This is a genomic window from Cellulosimicrobium sp. NPDC055967, from assembly GCF_042269845.1.
Taxonomy (GTDB): domain Bacteria; phylum Actinomycetota; class Actinomycetes; order Actinomycetales; family Cellulomonadaceae; genus Cellulosimicrobium.
Map to the genome: position 1 here is coordinate 314,106 of NZ_JBHJYJ010000003.1, position 14,426 is coordinate 328,531.

At 75.3% G+C, this 14,426-nt stretch carries 16 protein-coding genes and 2 pseudogenes; 7 read left to right on the forward strand and 11 right to left on the reverse strand.

What is annotated here, in order from left to right; all coding sequences use genetic code 11:
- The first annotated feature begins 118 nt into the window (after positions 1-118).
- Positions 119-310, forward strand: a complete 192-nt coding sequence (locus ACFC2L_RS06235; protein WP_375823420.1) for a hypothetical protein — start codon at positions 119-121, stop codon at positions 308-310.
- A 78-nt stretch (positions 311-388) separates the two neighbouring features.
- Here ACFC2L_RS06235 and ACFC2L_RS06240 read toward each other — a convergent pair whose 3' ends face one another.
- Positions 389-988, reverse strand: a complete 600-nt coding sequence (locus tag ACFC2L_RS06240) for a GNAT family N-acetyltransferase (RefSeq protein ID WP_375823421.1) — start codon at positions 986-988, stop codon at positions 389-391.
- Between the two features lie 294 nt (positions 989-1,282).
- On the opposite strand from ACFC2L_RS06240, the gene ACFC2L_RS06245 reads away from it, so the two are divergent.
- Positions 1,283-2,161, forward strand: a complete 879-nt coding sequence (locus tag ACFC2L_RS06245) for a siderophore-interacting protein (protein ID WP_375823422.1) — start codon at positions 1,283-1,285, stop codon at positions 2,159-2,161.
- A gap of 32 nt (positions 2,162-2,193) precedes the next feature.
- On the opposite strand, the pseudogene ACFC2L_RS06250 reads toward ACFC2L_RS06245, so the two are convergent.
- Positions 2,194-2,355, reverse strand: a pseudogene (locus tag ACFC2L_RS06250) (type II toxin-antitoxin system VapC family toxin); the annotation flags it as partial.
- Positions 2,356-2,426: 71 nt separating this feature from the next.
- On the opposite strand from ACFC2L_RS06250, the gene ACFC2L_RS06255 reads away from it, so the two are divergent.
- A complete protein-coding gene (locus ACFC2L_RS06255; protein ID WP_375823423.1) occupies positions 2,427-3,482 on the forward strand; it encodes an NAD-dependent epimerase/dehydratase family protein in 1,056 nt (351 codons plus the stop codon).
- 207 nt (positions 3,483-3,689) lie between these two features.
- Here the strand turns inward: ACFC2L_RS06255 and ACFC2L_RS06260 are convergent, their stop codons facing one another.
- The 8 genes from ACFC2L_RS06260 to ACFC2L_RS06295 all read right to left on the reverse strand — a co-directional run bounded on the left by ACFC2L_RS06260 (position 3,690) and on the right by ACFC2L_RS06295 (position 11,386).
- Positions 3,690-4,775: an LLM class flavin-dependent oxidoreductase gene (locus ACFC2L_RS06260; protein WP_375823424.1), complete on the reverse strand. Its 1,086-nt coding sequence runs from the start codon at positions 4,773-4,775 to the stop codon at positions 3,690-3,692.
- 229 nt (positions 4,776-5,004) lie between these two features.
- Entirely contained in the window at positions 5,005-5,307 is a 303-nt protein-coding gene (locus ACFC2L_RS06265; RefSeq protein ID WP_204538222.1) for a hypothetical protein, read from the reverse strand.
- A gap of 167 nt (positions 5,308-5,474) precedes the next feature.
- Positions 5,475-7,118, reverse strand: coding sequence for a phosphatase PAP2 family protein (locus ACFC2L_RS06270; RefSeq protein ID WP_375823425.1), 1,644 nt, complete (start codon positions 7,116-7,118; stop codon positions 5,475-5,477).
- 137 nt (positions 7,119-7,255) lie between these two features.
- Entirely contained in the window at positions 7,256-7,756 is a 501-nt protein-coding gene (locus tag ACFC2L_RS06275) for a hypothetical protein (RefSeq protein ID WP_375823426.1), read from the reverse strand.
- 132 nt (positions 7,757-7,888) lie between these two features.
- Positions 7,889-8,761, reverse strand: coding sequence for a metal ABC transporter permease (locus ACFC2L_RS06280; protein ID WP_375823427.1), 873 nt, complete (start codon positions 8,759-8,761; stop codon positions 7,889-7,891).
- A complete protein-coding gene (locus ACFC2L_RS06285; protein WP_375823428.1) occupies positions 8,758-9,522 on the reverse strand; it encodes a metal ABC transporter ATP-binding protein in 765 nt (254 codons plus the stop codon). The genes ACFC2L_RS06280 and ACFC2L_RS06285 overlap by 4 nt, the downstream gene beginning before the upstream one ends.
- Complete coding sequence (locus tag ACFC2L_RS06290; protein WP_375823429.1) at positions 9,519-10,496, reverse strand: metal ABC transporter substrate-binding protein; 978 nt, start codon at positions 10,494-10,496, stop codon at positions 9,519-9,521. The genes ACFC2L_RS06285 and ACFC2L_RS06290 overlap by 4 nt, the downstream gene beginning before the upstream one ends.
- A gap of 107 nt (positions 10,497-10,603) precedes the next feature.
- On the reverse strand, positions 10,604-11,386 hold the full coding sequence (locus tag ACFC2L_RS06295) for an IclR family transcriptional regulator (RefSeq protein WP_375823430.1): 783 nt from the start codon (positions 11,384-11,386) through the stop codon (positions 10,604-10,606).
- Between ACFC2L_RS06295 and ACFC2L_RS06300 the strand changes: the two are divergent.
- Both ACFC2L_RS06300 and ACFC2L_RS06305 read left to right on the forward strand, forming a co-directional pair.
- A pseudogene (locus ACFC2L_RS06300) lies at positions 11,385-11,777 on the forward strand (helix-turn-helix transcriptional regulator); the annotation flags it as partial. The gene ACFC2L_RS06295 and the pseudogene ACFC2L_RS06300 overlap by 2 nt on opposite strands.
- A 229-nt stretch (positions 11,778-12,006) precedes the next feature.
- Positions 12,007-12,417: a VOC family protein gene (locus ACFC2L_RS06305; protein WP_375823431.1), complete on the forward strand. Its 411-nt coding sequence runs from the start codon at positions 12,007-12,009 to the stop codon at positions 12,415-12,417.
- A gap of 54 nt (positions 12,418-12,471) precedes the next feature.
- Here ACFC2L_RS06305 and ACFC2L_RS06310 read toward each other — a convergent pair whose 3' ends face one another.
- Positions 12,472-13,392 (reverse strand): LysR family transcriptional regulator, encoded by a 921-nt coding sequence (locus ACFC2L_RS06310; RefSeq protein ID WP_375823432.1) that lies wholly within the window; start codon positions 13,390-13,392, stop codon positions 12,472-12,474.
- Positions 13,393-13,524: 132 nt separating this feature from the next.
- On the opposite strand from ACFC2L_RS06310, the gene ACFC2L_RS06315 reads away from it, so the two are divergent.
- A complete protein-coding gene (locus ACFC2L_RS06315) occupies positions 13,525-13,815 on the forward strand; it encodes a hypothetical protein (RefSeq protein ID WP_205205596.1) in 291 nt (96 codons plus the stop codon).
- Between the two features lie 120 nt (positions 13,816-13,935).
- Entirely contained in the window at positions 13,936-14,409 is a 474-nt protein-coding gene (locus ACFC2L_RS06320) for a nitroreductase family deazaflavin-dependent oxidoreductase (RefSeq protein WP_375823433.1), read from the forward strand.
- The last annotated feature ends 17 nt before the right edge of the window (positions 14,410-14,426 follow it).

A 14,426-nucleotide genomic window follows, 5' to 3' on the forward strand; every position in this document is an offset into this window, starting at 1 on the left:
TTCGTGCCGTCGTCGTCGGGACGGAGGATCGTCACCTCGAGCGCCGGTCCGCACGGTGGCCGACCTGTCGCTGCGAGTGCCGAGGCGCCTACCACGGTCGGACGAGCCCGCACGGCTTGTGGAGCTCCTGATCGTGTTCGCCGCGATCGCTGTGGGCCGGTGGATCGAGGAAACGACCGGCTGGTCCCTGCGCAAGTTCGTCAAGCCCACCCGCCGTTACCGCACCATCGAGATCACCCTCGGCGAGCACACCATCACCGCGGCCGGCCCTGTCCTCGAGGCCATCAAGACCCGAGCCGCTGGACACTGACCTGATCAAGCCCGGGTGATCACCGGTCGATCCTCGTGTGCGCGACGCCCGCTGCTGCGCGCCGAGTGGCCTCTGCTGTCAGCCCGGCGCCGGGTGAAACCTGGGTTTCACGGCTCGGCCAAGGTCTCGCCGCATGACGACCCGCGGCACGCCGCCGCTGACACCGGTGGTCGGGGCCGCGCGCACGAACCCGGCCCGCTCGAACAGCGCGACGGTACCCACGTAGCCGGAGATCACGTCGACGCGCTCGCCGCCCGCGTCCACGGGATAGCCCTCGACGGCCGGCGCGCCGTGCGCGGCCGCGTGCTGGACCGCGCCGGCGAGCAGGTCGTGCATCAGCCCGCGGCGCCGGTACCCGGCCCGGACGACGAAGCACACAGCGCTCCACGCGTCGAGGTCGTCGACGAACGGGATGGTCCGGGCGTTCATGAGCCGCCGGTAGGTGCTGCGCGGCGCGACCGAGCACCAGCCCGCGACGTCGCCGTCGACGTAGGCGAGCACGCCCGGCCCGGGGTCGGTCGTGCACAGGTCGGCCATGAACCCGGGGCGGTCCTCGGCGCTGACCCGGCTGTCGCGGTAGGACATGCACCAGCACGCGTGCACGCCCGCCTTCCGCGGTCCGACCACCGTGGCGAAGTCGTCGTAGCGCCCGACGGCGGAGCGCACCTCCACGTCCATCCCGCCACGTTAGGCGCCCCCACCCACGCGGGCGAGCACCACCGTCGGGCCTCGCGTCGGGGGCGGCGCCGAGAACGACCCCACCCGCCGTCGAGCACGACCTGAAGGACGGAAAGCGGCGGAAAACGACGCTCACGTCGTGTTCGGCGCGAGGCGTGCGCCGCGGTCCGCACGTGGTCCCGATCCCGGGCACGACGTCGGTCGAGCACGACCTGACCCGCCGTCGAGCACGACCTGAAGGACGGAAAGCGCCGGATACCGACCCTCATGTCGTGCTCGGCGCAGAATGGGGCAGTGTTCACCCGAGCCCGCACCACCCTCGACCTCGTTCCCCGCCGCGTGCGCGTGCACCGCGTCCAGGAGACGTCCGGCGCGCTGCGGCGCGTCACCTTCCGCGACGTCGCCGACTCGCACGGCACCCCTCCGGAGGCGTCGCTCGTGACGCTGCGCGCCCCGGGCCCGGACGACCACGTCAAGGTCTTCCTGCCCGACCCGGCGACCGGCGTGCTGCACGCCCCGACGCTCGCACCGGACGGCGCGCTCCAGCGCCCGACCGGCGTCGTGTCGATCTCGCGCGAGATGACCGTGCGGACGACGCGGACGGTCGACGGGGTCGCCGAGGTCGACGTCGACTGGGTGCTGCACGGCGGCGCCGACCCGGGCGCGCCGCCCACCGGGGACGGCGGTCCGGCATCGGCGTGGGCGGCTCGGGCGCAGGTCGGCGACGAGGTCGTGCTCGCGGGCCCGACGACGAGCCGCGACATGCCCGACGGCGTCGCCCGGCTGCTGCTCGTCGGGGACGAGGCCGGGCTGCCGGCGCTCGCCCGGTGGGTCGACGCCGTCGGGCCCGACGTCCCCGTGACCGCGATCGTGGAGATCGGCGACGACGTGGACGAGGCGTTCGTCGAGGACGAGCTCGGGCGGGCGACGGCGGAAATCCTCTACCGCACCGACGGGCCCGGCCAGCTCGCCGAGGCCGTGAGGGCGCTCGGCCCGCTCGACGCCGACGAGTACGTGTTCGGTGCCGGCGAGGCGACCGACCTCGTCCCGGTGCGCCGCGACCTGCGGCGGTCAGGGGCGCGGCCCGACCAGGTCGAGGTGCACGGCTACTGGCGGCGCGGCGTCGTCAACCTCGACCCCGACGCACCCCTGGACCCGGCCGACCCCGACTGAGCGTCGGCCGGTGCGCGCACCGGGGGTCCGGGTCAGGTGCCGCGCAGCACGTCCACGGCGAGCCCGCGCCCGGCGACGGCGAGCCGCGCGTCGTTCGTCCACAGGGCGGTGCACCCGTGCACCTGTGCGGCGGCGAGGTGCAGCGCGTCGGGCGTGCGGAGCGACGAGGCGGCACCGAGGCGCGCGGCGCGCTCGAAGACCTGCTCCGCGTCTGCCCGCGGCGTAACGTGCTGCGGGCGCGCCGACGACGCGTCAGAGTGAGGCCATGACCCGGCTCCTGGTGCTCGGCGGCTCCGACTTCGTGGGACGCGCCGTCGTCGACGACGCGCTCGCCCGTGGCTGGGACGTGACCGTCCTCAACCGCGGCAGCACGCCCGTGCCCGACGGCGTCCGGCAGCTCGTCGGCGACCGCACCCGGCCGGACGGCCTGGACGCGCTGCGCGCCCACGACGTCCCGCAGACGTGGGACGCCGTGGTGGACACGTGGTCGTGGGCGCCCGCGGCGGTCCGCGACGCCGCGCGGCTGCTCGCCGGCAGGATCCCCGGCGACAGCCGGTACGTCTACGTGTCGTCGCGCTCGGTGTACCCGTTCCCGAAGCCCCGCGGAGCGGACGAGACGGCGTCGGTCGTCGACGGCGACCCGGACGACACGAGCCACGACGACTACGCCCGCGCCAAGCGGGGGGCGGAGATCGCCGCCGTCGACGCGCTCGGCGACCGGGCCGTCCTGCTGCGCGCGGGACTGATCCTCGGCCCGCGGGAGAACGTCGGGCGGCTGCCGTGGTGGCTCCGGCGCGTCGCGCAGGGCGGGCCGGTGCTCGCGCCCGGGCCGGAGGACCTGCCGCTGCAGTACGTCGATGCCCGCGACCTCGCGGCGTTCGCGCTGGACGTGGCGCTCGCGGGCGCGTCGGGGCCGGTCGACGTCGTCAGCGCCCCGGGCCACACGACGATGCGCGAGCTGCTCGCCGCGTGCGTCGCCGTGACGGCCGACGACGCCGCCGCGGCCGGGAACCCGCCCGCCGAGCTCGTGTGGGTCGAGCCGGAGGTGGTGCTCGCCGCAGGGATCGAGCCCTGGACGCAGCTCCCGGTGTGGCTCCCGCCCGGCGAGCTGCACGACGCGCTCCACGGCTCCGACACCTCGCGCGCGTACGCCCTCGGGCTCCGCCCCCGGGACGTGAACGAGACCGTGCACGACACCTGGGCCTGGCTCCGCACGCTCGACGCCGCGGGCGAGGCGACGCCGCAGCGTGCGGACCGCCCCGCCGTCGGGCTCCCGCCGGACCTCGAGGCCGCCGCCCTCCGCGCGGCCGCCACCGGCTGACCCGCCGACCGCCGAGCGCACGGCCGCCATCGGCTGACCCGCCGACTGGCTGCCCACGGACCACCCCCCGGGGGGACCGGCCGCCGTCGAACACGACCCTGCCCGCCGTCGAGCATGAGGTTGCCGTCGTTATCAGCCCGATAACGACAGCAACCTCGTGTTCGACGGCGGGGCGGGGCCGGGCCGGGGCTGACGGACGGGGCGGGGTCAGGACTCTGCGAGGAGCTCGCGGACGCGGGGGACGACCTGGGTGCCGTAGAGCTCGATGCTGCGCAGCATGGCCGAGTGGGGGAGCGTGCCGGTCGAGTACTTGAGGTCGAACCGGCCGGCCCCGAGGAGCCGGACCGTGCGGGCGATCTTGCGCGCGACGGTCTCGGGCGAGCCGACGTAGAGCGAGCCGTCGCGCACGTCGTGGGCGAACCGCCCGCGGTGGTAGGCGGGCCAGCCGCGCTCGCGGCCGATCCGGTTGTTCATCGCCGCGAAGTGCTCGTAGACCTCCTCCTGCGCCTGCTCGTCGGTGTCGGCGACGTGGCCGGGGGAGTGCACGCCGACCGGCAGCACCGGGTTCCCGAGCTCCTCGACCGCGCGGTGGTAGAGGTCCACGTAGGGCCGGAACCGCTCGGGCTCGCCGCCGATGATCGCGAGCATGAGGCCGAGCCCGTGCCGCGCGGTCCGGACGACCGACTCGGGCGACCCGCCCACGCCGACCCACGTGCGGAGCCGACCGCTCTCGGTCTTGGGCCAGACCTCCTGGTCGGCGAGCCCGGCACGGGTCGTGCCCGACCACGTGACGGGCCCCTCGTCGAGCAGGTGGACGAACAGGTCGAGCTTCTCCTCGAACAGCACCTCGTAGTCGGCGAGGTCGTAGCCGAACAGCGGGAACGACTCGATGAACGACCCGCGCCCCAGGATGACCTCCGCCCGCCCGCCGGACAGCGCGTCGAGCGTCGAGAACCGCTCGAAGACGCGCACCGGGTCGTCGGAGCTGAGCACGGTCACCGCGGACCCGAGCCGGATGCGCGACGTCCGGGTCGCGATCCCCGCGAGCACGACCTCCGGCGCGCTGATCGCGAAGTCCGCGCGGTGGTGCTCGCCCACGCCGAAGAAGTCGACCCCGACCTGGTCCGCGAGCACCGCCTCCTCGACGACGTCGCGGATCGTCCGCGCACCGCTGAGCAGCGCGCCGTCCGGGCCGGCGGTCACGTCGCCGAACGTGTCGAGGCCCAGCTCGACGGCGGCCGGGTCGGCAGGGGCGTGCGCGGGTGCGGTCGGGGAGGTCGTGTCGTCGGTCATCGTCTGCTCCTGCGGTCGGGCGACCGTCGGGGGACCGGTGGGGCTCACCGGCGGCGCGGTCGTGCGCCGTCTCAACGGTGCCCGGCCGCAGGATCTTCCGCGACCGGGCACGCTCGCGTGCCTCCGCCCCCGCGCACGACGACGGCCACCGCCCCGCGCACGACGACGGCCGCCGTCCCGGGCGGGACGACGGCCGTCGGACGGGGCGCCGGCGGGCGGCGCGGGGACGTCAGTACGTCGAGGTCACGGCGCCGTTCGCGACGAGCGCGGCGATCGCGACGATGTAGATGATCGTCCCGATGGCGCCCAGCACCGTGAAGATGATGCTGAGGATGAGGCCCCACTTGGCGAGCTGGTTGTCGAAGCCCGCCTCCTTGCTCTTCTTGCGCGCGATCGCGCTGACGACGATGCCCGCGATGGCGAAGACGAACGCGAGCACGAAACCCACGATGCCCAGGGTCTTGCCCGGGTCCTCGATCGGGGCGGCGTAGCCGGCGGGAGCCTGGGGGGCGGCGGGGTACTGCTGGGCCATGGTTCTTCTGCTTTCTGGGTGGGCCGACGAGGCCGGGTCCTGGGGAGGCGCGGACGGGCCGTCCGCGCGTCTGCGGGGCTCATTGTGGGCCATGTCGTGTGTGTCTGAACAGGGGGAGTTCTCCCCGATGTCCGTGAAAACGGGACAAAAGGTATGGGTGCGACGCCTCACCCCAGGGTCGGGTCGCTCGGGGCGTAGAGGCGGACCGCGCCGGGCCGCATGGTGAGGCGCACGGTGATCGGCCCGGCGTCGGCGACCGCGTCGAGCGTGAGCGTCTCGCCGTCGTGCGCGAGCACCACGGGCGGCGACCCGGCCGCCTCGGGCGAGGCCCCGCCGTCGGACGCGGACGGGTTGTCCGGGCCGATCACCGCGCCCCCGCCGGGGAACCGCAGCTCGAGCGTCGGGACGGTCGTCGCGTCGACGACGAGGTGCCGGCGCACGCCGGGCACCCGCCGTGCGATCCGTGTCCCGGTGTCGCCCGCCGCGACCTCGAGGAAGGTGCGCAGCCGGCTCGCGCGCCGCTCGGCGCGGGCCGTGCGGACGTCGAGCACGCCGTCGTCGAGGCGGCGGCGCTCGACCGGGGCGAGGCTCTGCGGGAAGTAGCGGTTGACGCCCGCGAAGAGCGACCAGTACTCGCCCTCGTGCCCGTCCACCTCCATCCGCACGCGGTGGGCCCGCCGCAGGACCCGCGCCGCGGCGAGCACCGCCGCCGGCCACTTGCCGAGGCGGTGCTCGTGCTTCTCGCGCTCCGTGACGAGCTCCGGGTAGACGCCGGCGGAGAACGTGTTGAGCACGGTCCGGTCGTCGTGGCCGTCGACCTCGAGGTCCGCGACGTCGATCGTCACGCCCGAGCCCGTGCGGACCGCCGCGGCCGTCGCGCTCGTCGACGTGAGGTCGGCGGCCCGCGCGAAGTGGTTGAGCGTGCCGCCGGGGAAGACGGCGAGCGGGAGGTCGTGCGCGCGGGCCGCCGCCGCGGCCGTGGAGACGGTCCCGTCGCCGCCGCTGATGCCGAGCGCCCGGACGCCCCGGCCGGCCGCCTCGTCGAAGAGGCGCCGCAGGTCGTCGCCCTCGCCGAGCACGTGCACCTCGGCGCGCGGCAGGCCTTGGCGCAGCGCGACGAGCGGGTCCTCCTTGAGCAGGCGGCCCGACCCGGCCGCCGGGTTGACGACGACGAACAGCCCCACCCCGTCGTCGAGCGCGGGGACGACGGCGGGCGGCCCGGCAGGGACGTCGGGGCCGCGCTCGGCCCGACCGGGCACGAGCGCACGCCCCACGAGGGCAACCCCCGCCCCGAGCGCGGCGCCCGCGGCGACGTCGGAGAACCAGTGCGAGCCGGTGTGGAGGCGCGAGTACATGACCGCGCCGGCGAGCGGCGCGAGGGCCAGGCCCAGCGCGGGCCGCACGGTCGCGACCCCCGTGACGAACGCGGCTGCCGACGCCGAGTGCCCGGACGGGAACGACGGCGACGTCGGCGGGTCGGCGAGCCGGCGCCACAGCGGGAGCGGCTCGAGCGAGGGGCGCTCGCCGCCGAACACGGTCTTGCCGACGACGTTGGCCAGGAGGCTCGAGACGAGCAGCGAGCCGTAGCCGCGCAGCGCCGCCTCGCGCCCGCGCGGGCCCGTCGCGGCGATGCCGAGTGCGGCCCCGGCCCACAGGACGCTGTGGTCGGCCGCGGCGGACAGCCGCGAGAGCGCGGCGTCGGCGCGGGGCCCGAGCGCGCGACGGTTGGTCCAGCCGTTGACCGCGCGATCGAGCCGGGCGACCCGGGGGAACGCCTCGTGCGGCTTGACGATCCCGGTGACGCGCGGCATCCCGCCATCGTAGGAAGCGACGCGACGGACCGCGCGGCGGCGGCCGGGCCGCGAGATCGACCTCCCCGTCACGAGATCGACCCTCCGAAGGTCGATCTCGACCGTGCGGGTCGATCTCGCGTGGAGAGGGGGCGGGGTCAGACCCCAGCGCGGCTCGTCTCGCCGCGGAGCACGTCGATGTGGGCCTGCAGCCGCTCGAGCGCGACGGCGACGCCCTCGCCCGCGTCGTGCGCGAGGTCCGTCGCGTACCGGAGCTGCGCGGACGCCGCGTCGAGGGCGACCTGGGCGTCGGCCAGCGCGACGGCGGCCCGGCCGTCGGCGGCCTCGTCGCCGTCGGACGCGCGGTCGAGCGCGGAGCGGGCCTCGTCCGTCGCCGCCTGGACCGACTCGACGGCGTCGAGCACGTCGTTGCGGAGCACGGGGTGGAGGGCGGGGAGCTGGGCGTGGACGCGGTCCAGGTCGTCGCCGATCGTCTCGGTCTGGACCTGCGCGTCGGCGATGAGCTGCTGGACCTCGGCGGCGGTCGCCGTGGCGCACATCGGGAGCATCATGGCCAGCGCGAGCAGGCTCGCCGCGGCGAACCGGGCAGACGTGCGCGTGCGCTGCGGCGTCGTGGGCTCGCTCGTCCTCGCTGACATGGCACCCAGTCTCCCGGTCGAACCTGAGAAGAGCCAGGGAATCGTGGGCGAATTCATGGAGATTTCGCACACAGCGCACGTGGGTGACACGTCGCCGACGTCCGGAGCGGGCACCGTCCCGCCGGACGAGGGTCAGACGCGGACGAGGCGGCGGCGTCGGGCGGCGGCCAGACGGGCCCCGATCAGCCCGTGCCGCGGGCTGAACAGGTACGCGAGCGCGAACGCCACGCCCAGCGCGACGACGACCGTCCCGCCCGACGCGGTGTCGAGGTAGTAGCTGACGTAGATGCCCACGACCCCGCACACCGCCGCGACGAGCGGCGAGATCCACAGCATCCGCGAGAAGCGGTCGGTGAGGAGGTACGCCGTCGCGCCGGGCGTGATGAGCAGCGCGACGACGAGGACCACGCCGACGGCCTGGAGGGCGACGACGACCGTCAGTGCGAGCAGGCCGAGCAGCAGCGCGCCGAGCCGTCGCGGCGAGAGCCCGATCGCGTGCGCGTGCGTCGGGTCGAACGCGTAGAGCGTGAGGTCGCGCCGCTTGAGCACGACGACCGCGAGCGTCACCGCGCCCAGCGCGAGCACCTGGAGCAGGTCCGCGCGCGACACCCCGAGCAGGTTGCCGAAGAGGATGTGGTTGAGGTCCGTCTGGCTCGGCGTCACGGAGATGAGGACGAGGCCGAGCGCGAACAGCGTCGTGAACACGACCCCGATGGCCGCGTCCTCCTTCACGCGGCTCGTGTCGCGGACCGCGCCGATGAGCAGGACCGCGAGCAGGCCGAACACCAGCGCGCCGAGCGCGAACGGCGCCCCCACGACGTACGCGAGCACGACGCCGGGCAGCACGGCGTGCGAGACGGCGTCGCCCATGAGGGACCAGCCCACGAGCACGAGCCAGCACGACAGCACGCCGCACACGATCCCGGCGGTGACCGTGACGGCGAGCGCGGTGCGCAGGAACTCGAACGACAGCGGCTCGAGCAGGGTGGCGAGGAGGTCGGTCACGGCGCCACCTCCACGCCGAACGCGAGCGCGAGGTTCTCGGGCCGCAGGACCTCGTCCGGCGTCGAGTGCAGCAGGACGCGCTGCTGGAGCAGCACCGCCTCGTCCGCGAGCTCGGGCAGGGCGCGCAGGTCGTGGGTCGAGACGAGCACGGTCGCGCCACCCGCCGCGAGCTCGCGCAGCAGCGCGGTGATCGTGGCCTCGGTGCGCTTGTCGACGCCGGCGAACGGCTCGTCGAGCAGGAGGACGGTCGCGCCCTGCGCGAGCCCGCGTGCGACGAACGCGCGCTTGCGCTGCCCGCCCGAGAGCGCGCCGATCTGCCGGTCCGCGAGGTCGGTCAGCTCGACTCGCTCCAGCGCGCGCGCGACCGCCTCCCGGTCGGCGGGGCGCGTGCGGCGCGTGAAGCCCTGGTAGCCGTAGCGGCCCGTCATGACGACGTCGCGCACGCTCAGCGGGAACGCCCAGTCGACGTCCTCGCTCTGCGGCACGTACCCCACCGCCTGGGCGCGCCGGGCGCGCGCGGGGGGTGCGCCGTCGACCAGGACGGTGCCGCGGTCCGGCCGGACCATGCCCATGACCGCCTTGAACAGCGTCGACTTGCCCGAGCCGTTCATGCCGACGAGCCCGCACACCGTCCCGCGCCCGCTCGACGCCCCGAGCGCGAGCGTCGCGCCGTCGAGCGCGAGGACGTCGCCGTAGTGGACGGTGAGGTCGCGCACGTCGATCGCGGGCGTGCCCGACGGCGCGCGCCCGCCCCCGCTCACGCGTCACCGCCCGCGGTGGTGCCGGTGAGGCCCGCGACGATGGTCTCGGTGTCGTGGCGCAGGAGGTCGAGATAGGTCGGCACGGGGCCGTCCGGCGCGGAGAGGGAGTCGACGTAGAGCATCCCGCCGAACGCCGCGCCGGACTCGCGCGCGACCTGCTGCATCGCGTCGTCGGAGACGGTGGACTCGCAGAACACGGCGGGGACGTCGTGCCGCTCCACGAACTCGATCGCGCCGACGACCGACTGCGGCGTCGCCTGCTGCTCGGCGTTGACCGCCCACAGGTACTTCTCCGCCAGCCCGGCGTCGCGCGCGAGGTAGGGGAACGCGCCCTCGCACGACACGAGCGCGCGGTGGCCCTCGGGCAGCGCGTCGAGCGCCGTCGTGAGCTCGTCGTGCACCGCGGCGAGCTCGGCCGAGTAGGCTGCGGCGTTCGCCGCGTAGTCGTCCGCGTGCGCCGGGTCGAGCTCGGCGAACGCGTCGGCCATGTTCTGCACGTAGAGCCGGCCGTTCACCGGCGACATCCACGCGTGCGGGTTGTCCTTGCCCTGGTAGGCCTCGGCCGTGTCGTCGCCGAGGGCGATGGGTTCGACGCCCTCGCTCACGACGACGTGCGGCACGTCCAGCCCCTCGACGAACCGCCCGAACCACGCCTCGAGCCCCATGCCGTTGTCGAGGATCAGGTCCGCGTCGGCGGCCCTGCGGAGGTCGCCCGGCGTCGGCTCGTAGCCGTGGATCTCCGCGCCCACCTTGGTGATCGACTCGACGCGCAGGTGGTCGCCCGCGACGTTCTGCGCCATGTCCGCCAGGACGGTGAACGTCGTGAGGACGACCGGCCGCCCGTCGTCGGCGTCGGCCTCGCCCCCCGCGTCCGTCCCGGCGGAGCACCCGGCGAGCGCGAGCGCGGTCACCCCGATCGCGACGGCCGCGCGAGCGCGGGATCTTCCGGTGACCCGGGAAGCAAAGTTCGGCACGCCGAAAAATCTAGTCCGCACACCCGGCGTCCGCAACGCCCTCGCCACGAGCGCACACCATGCCTCTACGTCGACCGACCAGGGCTCTACCTCGACCGACCAGGGCTCTACCTCGGCGGGGCGGGGCGCTCGCGCGCGCCGAGGCGGCGGCTGACCTCGGTGGCGGCGCGGCCGACGGCGGCGGCGAGCTCGGCGCGGCGGGCGGGCGGGGCGTCGTCGGCCCAGAAGGTGAGGGCGATGCCGGCGACGGGGAGGCCGGTGTGGTCCACCGCCGCGTGGGCGACGGACGCGAGGCCGGGGGTGACCTCGCCGTCTTCCTCGGCCCAGCCGCGCCGGCGGACGCCGCGCAGGACCTCGCGCAGCGCGCCGAGGGACTGCGGCCCGACGCCGGTGCGGTCGGCGAACGCGGCCGCGCTGGGGAAGAGGGCGCGGACCTGGGCGGCGGGCAGGCCCGCGAGGACGGCGCGACCGCTCGCGGTGAGGTGGGCGGGGAGGCGGACGTCGACGTCGGTCACGAGCGTGGGGCGGCGCGGCGCTCGCTGCTCGACGAGGTAGAGCACCTCGCGCCCGTTGAGGACGGCGAGGTGGGCGCTCTCGCCGGTCGACTCGACGAGGCGCGCGACGACGGGCCGGGCGAGGCGGGCGATCGGCGCCTGGCGCGCGTACGCGGAGCCGAGCGCGAGCGACGCCGTCCCGAGCCCGTAGCGGTGCTCCTCGGGCAGGTGCGTCACGAACCCCTCGTCGACGAGGACGGACAGCAGGTGGTAGACGGTCGACCGGGGGAGCCCGAGGCCCTGTGCGACGGCGGCCGCGGGCGACGGGCCGGCCTGCGCGGCGAGGTAGGTGAGCACGCGGACGGCCTGGCGCGCGGCGGGGACGTCGCTCGGCATGGAGACCACCGTAGGGCCGTGGCACGATCGAGGCGTGACGACCCTGCCCGACGACCAGCGCCTGCGCGACCTCGCGCGGCTGCGGCGCGTGCGGGACCGGATCGACCGCGAGTACGCGCGGCCGCTCGACGTCGCAGCGCTGGCGCGAGGCGTGCACGTCTCGGCCGGGCACCTGAGCCGCGAGTTCAGGGCCGCGTACGGGGAGTCGGTGTACGCGTACCTCATGACGCGGCGCATCGAGCGGGCGAAGGCGCTGCTGCGTCGTGGCGACCTGAGCGTCACGGACGTGTGCTTCGCCGTGGGGTGCTCGTCGCTGGGGACCTTCAGCACGCGGTTCACCGAGCTCGTGGGCGTGCCGCCGAGCGTCTACCGGCGCCGCGCGGCGGAGGCCGACGCCGGGTCCCCCGTGCCCGTGGAGTCTCGGACGGCCGCGGCAGCCGCGTCGCCCGGGATCGGGGCCGGCACCCCGACCGACGCCGGGCGGGCGCGTCCGGGCGGGACCGGCACCGTCCCCGGCGCGGAGCGGCTCGACGGGATGCCGGCGTGTGTCGCGCGGCGCGTCACGCGACCGGTCAGGAATCGAGAAGCGCGGGTGGGGCGGCGGTCCTAGCGTCGTTCTCATGAACCTCACCATCAACGCCAGCTTCCTGCCCCAGACCGACCCCGACGCCTCGTTGGCGTTCTACCGCGACGTCCTCGGCTTCGAGGTCCGCAACGACGTCGGCTACGAGGGGATGCGGTGGATCACGGTGGGCCCGGCCGACCAGCCGGACACGGCGATCGTGCTGCACCCGCCGGCCGTGACGCCCGGCCTGAGCGACGACGACAAGCGCGCGCTCCTGGAGATCGTCGCGAAGGGCGCCTACTTCGGGGTGAACCTCGCGACGGCGGACGTCGACTCGACCTTCGCGCAGATCGAGGCCGCGGGGGCGGAGGTCGTGCAGGAGCCGATCGACCAGTCCTACGGCGTGCGCGACTGCGCGTTCCGCGACCCGGCCGGCAACGAGATCCGCATCCAGCAGCGCCCCTGAGCGACCGTCCCTCTCGGCGCACGGCCGTCGACGGGACACCCGCTGCGGGCGCCGTCAGACGCGGCCGCTCGCTCCCGCGGCCTCGAGGTCGAAGGTGAGCGCGAGCGGGCCGAGCTCGGCCGCGACCTGCGAGAACTCCGCGACGAGCGGGGGAATCGGCCCGGCGCGCCGGACGAGGCCCCAGCGCAGCACGGGACGCTCGTCGAGCGGCACGTAGGCCACGTCGGACCGCTCCAGGTAGCGGATGCCCTGCGCGCACGCGACCGCGACGCCGTCGCCGGACATGACCCGCCACAGCACCTCCTCGCGCGTCGGGGTGGTGCCGCCGCGGTCGGGCTCGCTGCGGGGGACGGGGCTGACGGCGTCCTCCCAGTAGTCGGGGACGGGCAGGCCGGACGGGAGCACGTTCTCGTCGGCCAGCTCCGCGACGGACACCGACGAGCGCGTGGCCAGCGGGTGCGTCCGCCCGACGGCGAGCACGATCGGCTCGGTGAACGTCACCGGGCCGACCGCGAGGTCCTTCTCCTCGACGGGCAGCCAGAGGAGCGCGACGTCGACCTCGCCGTCGCGCAGGAGGCGGAAGGGCTCGTCGATGCGGACCTCACGCATGCGCAGGTCGACGTGCGGGTTGCGGGCGCGGAACAGCGCGGTCACGGGCGCGAGCTCCTGCCACAGCGGCCCCATGACGCCGAACGTCAGGGTCTCGCGCGCGGACCGTGCGGTGCTCGCGGCGGACTCGACGCCCTCGAGGATCCGGCGGTACCCGGCCTCGAGGTCGGCCCGCAGCTGCTCCCCGAGGGGCGTGAGCGCGACGCGCCGGCTGGTGCGCTCGAAGAGCGGGGCGCCGATGCGGCGCTCCTGCTTGGCGATCGCCTGGCTCACCCGGGGCGCCGACACGTGCAGGCGCTCCGCCGTGCGCCCGAAGTGCAGCTCCTCGGCGAGCGTCAGGAAGATCTCGATGTCGCGCAGCTCCACCCGACGATCGTCGCGTTCGTTAACCCCCGGCGCAAGCACCGTTGCCGGATCGGCCGTTGTTCGCCCGCGCGGGCGGCCCGAGCCTGGAAGGGCACGGCGAGAGGCGCCGGGCGGGACGGAGAGGAGACGACCATGGCCGTCGTCAGGACGCACCGGTACACGGTGGAGACGGGCCGGCTGGCCCAGATGCTCGAGCAGCGCAGCGCGCTGATCCAGGGGCTGCGTGCGGCGAACCCCGCCTTCACGGCCGCGACGCTCGTCCGGCTCGAGGACGGGACGTACCTCGACATCTGGCGCTGGGACTCGGCCGCCGCGATGCAGACCGCGGCGCAGGCCGCGCGCGACGTCCCGCTCGTCGGGGCGACGCTCGGCCTCACGACGGACCACGAGGCGCTCGACGGCGAGGTGCTCGACGAGCGGTGAGGACCTCCGTCGTCCCCGGCCGGCCCCCGGGGGACGACGCGGCACCGACGACGCAGCACCACGACGCACCACGGACCGGCCCGACGGGCGGGGCCGACCACGAGGACGAAGGAGACGACGATGAGCACCGAAGGACGCACGACGAACGGCGCGGGGCGCGCCCCGGGCACGCCGGGACGGTTCTCGCGCTGGATGCAGCGACGCTCGAACGCGCGGCTCGTCCGCAAGGTCCGGGGCGGCAGGGCGACGTTCATGGGGATGGACGTCCTCGTGCTGCACACCCTGGGCCGCCGCAGCGGGGTGCCGCGCGAGACGCCGCTCATGTGGTTGCCGGACGAGGGCGACGCCGTCCTCGTGGTCGCGTCCGGGGGCGGGAGCCGCAACCCGGACTGGCACGCGAACCTCACGGCCCGCCCCGACGACGTCGCGATCGAGCTGCCCGGGCGGGCGCCCGTCCCTGCAGTGCCGCACGAGCTCGCGGGCGCGGACCGGGAGCGCGCGTGGCAGCGCGTCGCCACGGAGCAGCCGCGGATCGCGAAGTACCAGAGCAAGGCCGAGCGCCAGTACCCGCTCGTGCGGCTCACGCCGCGATGAACCGCGCCCGCGTGGCC

Bases quoted from the DNA above. Each gene is read 5' to 3' on its own strand.
- ACFC2L_RS06305 (WP_375823431.1), top strand. From the start codon at position 12,007: ATGAACCTCACCATCAACGCCAGCTTCCTGCCCCAGACCGACCCCGAC.
- ACFC2L_RS06315 (WP_205205596.1), top strand. From the start codon at position 13,525: ATGGCCGTCGTCAGGACGCACCGGTACACGGTGGAGACGGGCCGGCTG.
- ACFC2L_RS06270 (WP_375823425.1), bottom strand. From the start codon at position 7,118: ATGCCGCGCGTCACCGGGATCGTCAAGCCGCACGAGGCGTTCCCCCGG.
- ACFC2L_RS06265 (WP_204538222.1), bottom strand. From the start codon at position 5,307: ATGGCCCAGCAGTACCCCGCCGCCCCCCAGGCTCCCGCCGGCTACGCC.
- ACFC2L_RS06255 (WP_375823423.1), top strand. From the start codon at position 2,427: ATGACCCGGCTCCTGGTGCTCGGCGGCTCCGACTTCGTGGGACGCGCC.
- ACFC2L_RS06320 (WP_375823433.1), top strand. From the start codon at position 13,936: ATGAGCACCGAAGGACGCACGACGAACGGCGCGGGGCGCGCCCCGGGC.
- ACFC2L_RS06240 (WP_375823421.1), bottom strand. From the start codon at position 988: ATGGACGTGGAGGTGCGCTCCGCCGTCGGGCGCTACGACGACTTCGCC.
- ACFC2L_RS06275 (WP_375823426.1), bottom strand. From the start codon at position 7,756: ATGTCAGCGAGGACGAGCGAGCCCACGACGCCGCAGCGCACGCGCACG.
- ACFC2L_RS06295 (WP_375823430.1), bottom strand. From the start codon at position 11,386: ATGCCGAGCGACGTCCCCGCCGCGCGCCAGGCCGTCCGCGTGCTCACC.
- ACFC2L_RS06260 (WP_375823424.1), bottom strand. From the start codon at position 4,775: ATGACCGACGACACGACCTCCCCGACCGCACCCGCGCACGCCCCTGCC.